At 45.5% G+C, this 6050-nt stretch carries 7 protein-coding genes; 4 read left to right on the top strand and 3 right to left on the bottom strand.

What is annotated here, in order from left to right:
* Nucleotides 1-512, top strand: a 512-nt coding sequence (locus L5M10_RS15130) for a sensor histidine kinase (protein ID WP_263255500.1), incomplete at its 5' end; no start/stop codon positions are given.
* Nucleotides 513-578: 66 nt separating this feature from the next.
* Here the strand turns inward: L5M10_RS15130 and L5M10_RS15125 are convergent.
* From L5M10_RS15125 to L5M10_RS15115, 3 genes are all read right to left on the bottom strand, one after another.
* Nucleotides 579-905, bottom strand: a complete 327-nt coding sequence (locus L5M10_RS15125; RefSeq protein ID WP_263164299.1) for a hypothetical protein — start codon at nucleotides 903-905, stop codon at nucleotides 579-581.
* A 96-nt stretch (nucleotides 906-1001) separates the two neighbouring features.
* On the bottom strand, nucleotides 1002-1829 hold the full coding sequence (locus tag L5M10_RS15120) for a hypothetical protein (protein WP_263164300.1): 828 nt from the start codon (nucleotides 1827-1829) through the stop codon (nucleotides 1002-1004).
* Nucleotides 1830-2237: 408 nt separating this feature from the next.
* Nucleotides 2238-3149 carry a LysR family transcriptional regulator gene (locus tag L5M10_RS15115; RefSeq protein WP_263237216.1) on the bottom strand — a complete coding sequence of 304 codons (912 nt, stop codon included), beginning with the start codon at nucleotides 3147-3149 and terminating at the stop codon, nucleotides 2238-2240.
* 111 nt (nucleotides 3150-3260) lie between these two features.
* Here L5M10_RS15115 and L5M10_RS15110 point away from each other — a divergent pair, with 111 nt between their 5' ends.
* The 3 genes from L5M10_RS15110 to L5M10_RS15100 are packed head-to-tail and all read left to right on the top strand — an operon-like array spanning nucleotide 3261 to nucleotide 6024.
* Nucleotides 3261-4397 (top strand): alkene reductase, encoded by a 1137-nt coding sequence (locus L5M10_RS15110; protein ID WP_263255499.1) that lies wholly within the window; start codon nucleotides 3261-3263, stop codon nucleotides 4395-4397.
* A complete protein-coding gene (locus L5M10_RS15105; RefSeq protein ID WP_198573044.1) occupies nucleotides 4397-5035 on the top strand; it encodes an ester cyclase in 639 nt (212 codons plus the stop codon). Before L5M10_RS15110 ends, L5M10_RS15105 begins: the two co-directional genes overlap by 1 nt.
* Nucleotides 5032-6024: a polysaccharide deacetylase family protein gene (locus L5M10_RS15100; protein ID WP_263164302.1), complete on the top strand. Its 993-nt coding sequence runs from the start codon at nucleotides 5032-5034 to the stop codon at nucleotides 6022-6024. The genes L5M10_RS15105 and L5M10_RS15100 overlap by 4 nt, the downstream gene beginning before the upstream one ends.
* The last annotated feature ends 26 nt before the right edge of the window (nucleotides 6025-6050 follow it).

Raw genomic sequence — 6050 nt, 5'->3', positions numbered from 1 at the left:
TTCGCGGTTTACTCAAGCGGCGTCAGGCCAAGACCGAACCTTTAGATATAGTGCCAGTGGTGAAAGAAGCTTTAGCTCTGTTGCGGCGCGAGCTAGACCGCGCCAATGTGCAAGTGAATGTGCGAGTGCAGGGTGAGCCCTTTGAACTGATGGGCGATAGCGTTGGTTTAAGCCAAATGTGGGTCAATTTAGTAAAAAATAGCTTAGATGCGTTAGAAACCTGCGGCGATAATCGTGTGCGTCAATTATGGATCGATATCTATTATCATCCAAATGAAATCAAAGTGTTAGTTATTGATAATGGCGAAGGGCTACAGGGGCAGGCGAGTGAGTTGATGGCATCTTTTGCCTCAACCAAAGATGCGGGATTAGGGCTTGGCTTAGCCATCTGTAAGGATGTGGTCACCCGCCATCACGGCAGCATTCAAATCGAAAACTGTCAGCAATCCACGCAAGCGTTACTCCCTTGGCAACAGGGCTGTGTGGTGACAGTCGTTCTTCCCAAGGAATAGGGTTATACACTTATGAGTAACCCTTAATGTGCGCATTAGCCCGGAGCATCCGACAGCTTTTATTGGTTAGCGGTTAATATTAATAAAAGCATCATTTTCATAATAATATTTTGCTGCACTAATTAATTCATTTAACCCAGCTTCAGAATTTTGTTGCAGCAAATTACTCTTAATACTTTGCAAATCTGACACACTTAAGAAGCTTTTATAACCAATAGATGTTGGGTAAATTGGTTCATCATCAATACCACGATCTTCTTCTGTGTCATCGTCAAGTACAAGACATAATATCGAGTCATTAATTTCTTTATTAGAAGGTATATATACATCCCACTTCCAATCTAAAGATTCAATTTTATCCAACATGTTCTTGAGAGTTAATTCTAAACGCATTACGCACCTTTTGTGATACAGCGAGTCATTCCCGCGCCTTATTTGCGGTTAGTTTTGGGATGGAAAAGCCTTCGCTTGATCTCTGATCCACTTCATTCATAACTGTAGATATTTACCAAAATATTCATCGACAGTTTTATGGCAGTATTTATCTTCACCTCGCCAATACTCAGCGAACACCCAGTCATTTTTGCCTTTAGAAGGGCGATTGTAGCTCCTTGGTCGTAACACTCCAATACTGGCTAAAATCTCTATTAATACCTGCCTTTCTGCTTTACTGGACTTTACGACCTTAGCCAATCTTTTTTCAAGGGCACTGGGATAATCAGTAGGTTCCGAACTTTCGATAGTGTTTAATATTTCTTTGAAACAATTTAAGTCTTCATCAGTTGGGTCAGGGATATCCGTATTTATAAATTGGTTTAAGTCAAAATATGTATATAAAATATCGCCATGACGGACACCACCCCATTTGATACGCTCGAAATTCAATACGTTTATATCTGTGTTGTTATAGTTGTGACTACCCCTTATCCCGTATTTGCAGTCTCGGCATACACCGCAGGTGTAGGAGTGTGAAGTTGGTTTTCCGTCGGAATATGAAGTGCCGGATATAACGGGTGTATATTTATGCTCTGGGATATTTTTGGCAATTGAATAGGATGATAAAGAAGATCTTAAGTCTAAGCGGCGAGTTGTCAGGCTACTTAAAAAACCTTTAGCAATTTGTGCTCTGGATATTATTTTTACTACTTTTGCAATGGTATCTATGCAGTCATCGTGAGAAATCGAAATCGGATCAAACATCAATCCTTGTGACTTTGCGTACTCAAAATCTCCATCAGATAAGAGTCTATCTTTTGAGTCTATCCATCCATTCTTCCAGTAGGTGGAGAATAATATTTTCTTCGCTTTCTTATCCATATTTGAATTTATGCTTTCACTTAACGTTTGAGTATTAATGTGTAGCGTTGTTTGCGAGACATAAATCACTTGTTCGACTTGGCTACTACGACGATGTTAATTGGTGTGAATGATGCTATAGGAATTTGTTTTGACAGGGTAGTGGTTTTTATACAACTTTGGTGGTAATTGCTTGATATCGTTTTAGCTTTATCATTACGTTTGCATTATTAGTGACGTTGATTTCGAGTATTCTGGCCTTACATTTTGGTTGACACAGGTACTACATCATCTCAACGACATTAAACCTATAAGGCATATTTACTTTTAGTTTTCTATCATCTAGCAACGACTTGATGGTGGTTATTTTCTTCACATGACCACTTGTTTATCGTGGTTTTCTATTAGGATACTTTGGACGTTTGTAATTTAGGGCAGTGGATAGTTTTGGGAGAACTGGCTGAGCTTTTCTACTAAAAACTCTATGGTGCGACGGATCTTATGGCTGGGATAATCGGTTTGTAGGTATACCAATTGCAGTGGGATCGGCGGGGCTATTTTATCGGCTAGCACTAAGTGGAGTCTGCCTTCGGTCACATCTTGCGCCACATCGAGCCAACTCTTATAGGCAATTCCACGACCTGAGAGTGCCCAGTCGCGGATCACTGCGCCATCGTTACAGAAACGTTGGCCTCTGACTTCGATTTCAACGGGCGCGCCGTTATGACTTAACTTCCATTTCTGCCACGGCTCACCGCCGCGATTTAAGATCAGTACTGCGTGTTGGCTCAGTTCATTTAGCGTGCTTGGTGTGCCGTGTTGTGCCAGATAAGCGGGTGAGGCGACCAGTACCCTTGGGGTCATGGCGAGCTGACGCCTTTTAAGGTTTGAGTCGTCAAGTTGGCCATAGCGCAAAGCCAAATGGATATTTTGGTCGATTAAGTCTGTCATATGATCGCCAAAATACAGCTGCACTGTCAGTTCTGGGGCGCAGTCCATTAATTCATCGAGCCAAGCACGGATCTGGCTGCGACCAATATCCGAAGGTAAGGCGAGGCGTACTTCGCCCTTAAGCTCACCCCTGTGTTCGGCTAAATTGGCGCTGGCGGTTTCGAGAATCGCCAGTGCGGGTTTCGCAGAATCGAGAAAAATCCGCCCTTCTTCTGTGAGCTGTAAGCGCCGCGTCGAGCGAGCAAATAGCTGACATCCTAGCTTTTTCTCTAATCTTTGCAGCGCGGCACTTGCCGCTGCCGGCGTCATGCCTATTTCTTTACTGGCTGCCGAGAGACTTTCTAAGGCTGCGATACGCAGCGCTAATTGCAGATCGTTTAAATGATACATATCAAATTATTTTTGAAAATGATTTTAATAATAGCCTGATTATCAATATAGATTAACTAATGCACAATTGCACCACTGATGTTTCATCTTAATTTCTGGTTCGGAGTGTGTATGAGTCTATTCATGTCTTACAAATTAGCGTCACTGGCATTAAACAATCGCATTGTGATGGCCCCTATGACTCGGGCGCGTACTACGCAGCCAGGCAATATTCCTAATGATCTGATGGCGCAATATTATGCCCAGCGCGCCTCGGCGGGGTTAATCATCACAGAAGCGACACAAATATCCGATGACAGTCAAGGCTATTCATTTACGCCGGGCGTGTATACCGCGGAGCAAATTGAGGGCTGGAAAAAAGTCACCGCGGCAGTGCATCAGGCTGGTGGTAAAATCTTCAATCAAATTTGGCATGTTGGCCGTGTATCGCACCCGATTTTTCAGCAGGGTAATGCCCCGATTGCGCCATCAGCTATTGCGCCCGTTGGCACTAAAGTATGGATTGTGGATGAAGCGCATCCTGAAGGGCAAATGGTGGATTGCCCAGAACCTAAGGCTATGGTGCAAGCGGATATCGACCGCGTTGTGGCCGATTTTGCACAGGCGGGAGTGAATGCGGTTGCGGCGGGTTTTGATGGCATCGAAATTCACGGTGGCAATGGTTATCTAATTGACCAGTTTTTACGCACCAATTCAAACCACAGAACTGATGCCTACGGCGGTACTCAGGAAAATCGCATTCGTTTTTTACTCGAAATTGTCCAAGCCGTGAGTGCGAAAATTGGTGCCAATAAAGTCGGGGGTCGCCTCGCCCCTTACGTGACGTTTAAAGATATGGCGTGTCCTGAAATTGTAGACACTATTCTGTTAGCTGCTAAGCATTTATCGGCATTGGGCGTGGCATATTTACATCTTTCAGAGGCTGATTGGGATGATGCGCCGCAGGTGCCAGAGTCCTTTAGAGTCGAGCTGCGTAAAGTCTTTAAGGGCAGCATTATTGTTGCGGGTCGCTATGATGTGGCGCGTGCCAATGAAGTGATTGATAACGGTTATGCGGACTTAGTTGCCTTCGGTCGACCTTTTATTGCAAATCCTGATTTGCCTTACCGTTTAATGCATCAATTGCCTTTATCTGCATTCGACAAAGGGCCCTTGTTTGGCGGTAGTGCAGCGGGTTATACAGATTATCCTACACACAACGAAGCATTGAGAGCCGTCATCCGCTCCGCTGACGATGAGGTGGCATAATGGATCGGGTTAACACTTTGTATGTTCAGCGCTTACCCGCTTGGCTCAGTTTAAGTCTATGGTTTTCAGGCTTTATAGGTATCGCTATTGTGGGTTTTAGCTTAGCAAGTCTGAGCATGGATGCGTTAGCCGCTCAAGGGGCAACAACACAGGATAGTGCTAAAGTGCGAGCGGCGTTAGTGCCAAAAGTGGCGGCAATGGAAACGATTTCTGATCAATCACCGCAGGCACAAGCTATCGCCCGCGCCGCTTTGTTATATGCCAGTTTTTGGCACACGGGCGATGCAAGTTTTGCCCACGGCGCATTGGCGACTGGTTTTATCGACCGTACTCTGCCCGCTGGCCGCGCACAGGGAATCACGGGTCCACTCGAAGCCTCAAAGGCATTTAGGGCAGCGGTCCCCGATCTCTCTGTTTCAGTTGAGCATTTGCTAGTCGTTGGCGATCGTGCAGTGGTGCGTCTGCGTTTTAATGGCCGCTTCACTGGTGTCTTTGGTGAGCAAAAAGGCCAAGGGCAGAAAATCGATTTTCGTGCTGTTGACATGTATCGAGTACGGGATGGTTTCATCACAGATAACTGGCACCTCGAAGATTATCAAACGCTATTTTCTCAATTAGCTGCAGGGACTCAATCATGAATCAACGTCGACGATTTTTAATGGCAGGTGGCGCCATCGCTGCTGGGTTCGGCCTAAGCCAAACGGCGCTTGCTATTGGTTTACCATCATTAGATACCTTAGAAAATGACTCCAAAAGTTCAGGTGGCAGTGGTATGAACAAAATATTTTGGCCAAGTGGTGAGCAGTTAGTGATTTCAATCTCAATGCAGTTTGAAGCAGGTGCTCAAGATAAAAATGCCGAAGGGCCGTTTCCGCCGATAGAAAAGGGCTATCCAGATACCATCACCCCGACTTGGTACGACTACGGTATGAACGAAGGCATTCCAAGGCTGCTGCGCTTGTGGCGTAAGCACAATATCAAGGTGACTTCTCACATGGTTGGGCGCGCCGCTGAGCTACATCCTCAACTTGCCAAACAAGTTGCAGATGAGGGGCATGAGATTTCGGGCCACGGACAAACGTGGACGCCACAATACAGCATGTCGCCAGCAGAGGAACGCGCCTCCTATGTGGCGAGTATTGAGACGCTGCAAAGGATCACAGGTCAGCGCCCCTTAGGTTTTAATGCCTTTTGGATGCGCCACAGCACTCAAACCCTCAATATTTTGCAGGACTTAGGTTTTATTTATCACATTGATGACCTATCGCGGGACGAACCTTCAATTATCCCAGTAGGAAATAAGCCTTTTGCGGTTGTGCCTTACACTTTACGTAACAATGATATCGGACGTTTTGGTGGCAACACTGCTATGACGGCCACGGCCTTTTTGCAGGAACTAAAGGATGAGTTCGATATGCTCTATCAAGAAGGTTCGACGCAGCGACGGATGATGTCGATCAGTGTGCACGACCGTATTGGTGGCGCTCCTGGACTTGTGACCGCTTTAGATAAGTTTATTCAGTTCGCTAAAGGTCACACTAACGTAGGCTTTATGCGTAAAGATGCCATTGCTAAATGGGCGCTGGCGCAAAAGGACACACCGACCAATCCTGCAAGAACATTTTAGCCTGCTGTAGCTTTGTTAGAAGAGGT

It is taken from the genome of Shewanella sp. SM32 (genome assembly GCF_025654235.1).
Classification (GTDB): domain Bacteria; phylum Pseudomonadota; class Gammaproteobacteria; order Enterobacterales; family Shewanellaceae; genus Shewanella; species Shewanella oncorhynchi.
The sequence above is the reverse complement of the archived record's forward strand: the minus strand, read 5'-3'. Positions and strand labels throughout refer to the sequence as shown.

Coding starts and splice junctions, on each gene's coding strand:
- L5M10_RS15115 (WP_263237216.1), bottom strand. CDS start 3,149: ATGTATCATTTAAACGATCTGCAATTAGCGCTGCGTATCGCAGCCTTA.
- L5M10_RS15100 (WP_263164302.1), top strand. CDS start 5,032: ATGAATCAACGTCGACGATTTTTAATGGCAGGTGGCGCCATCGCTGCT.
- L5M10_RS15110 (WP_263255499.1), top strand. CDS start 3,261: ATGAGTCTATTCATGTCTTACAAATTAGCGTCACTGGCATTAAACAAT.
- L5M10_RS15105 (WP_198573044.1), top strand. CDS start 4,397: ATGGATCGGGTTAACACTTTGTATGTTCAGCGCTTACCCGCTTGGCTC.
- L5M10_RS15120 (WP_263164300.1), bottom strand. CDS start 1,829: ATGGATAAGAAAGCGAAGAAAATATTATTCTCCACCTACTGGAAGAAT.
- L5M10_RS15125 (WP_263164299.1), bottom strand. CDS start 905: ATGCGTTTAGAATTAACTCTCAAGAACATGTTGGATAAAATTGAATCT.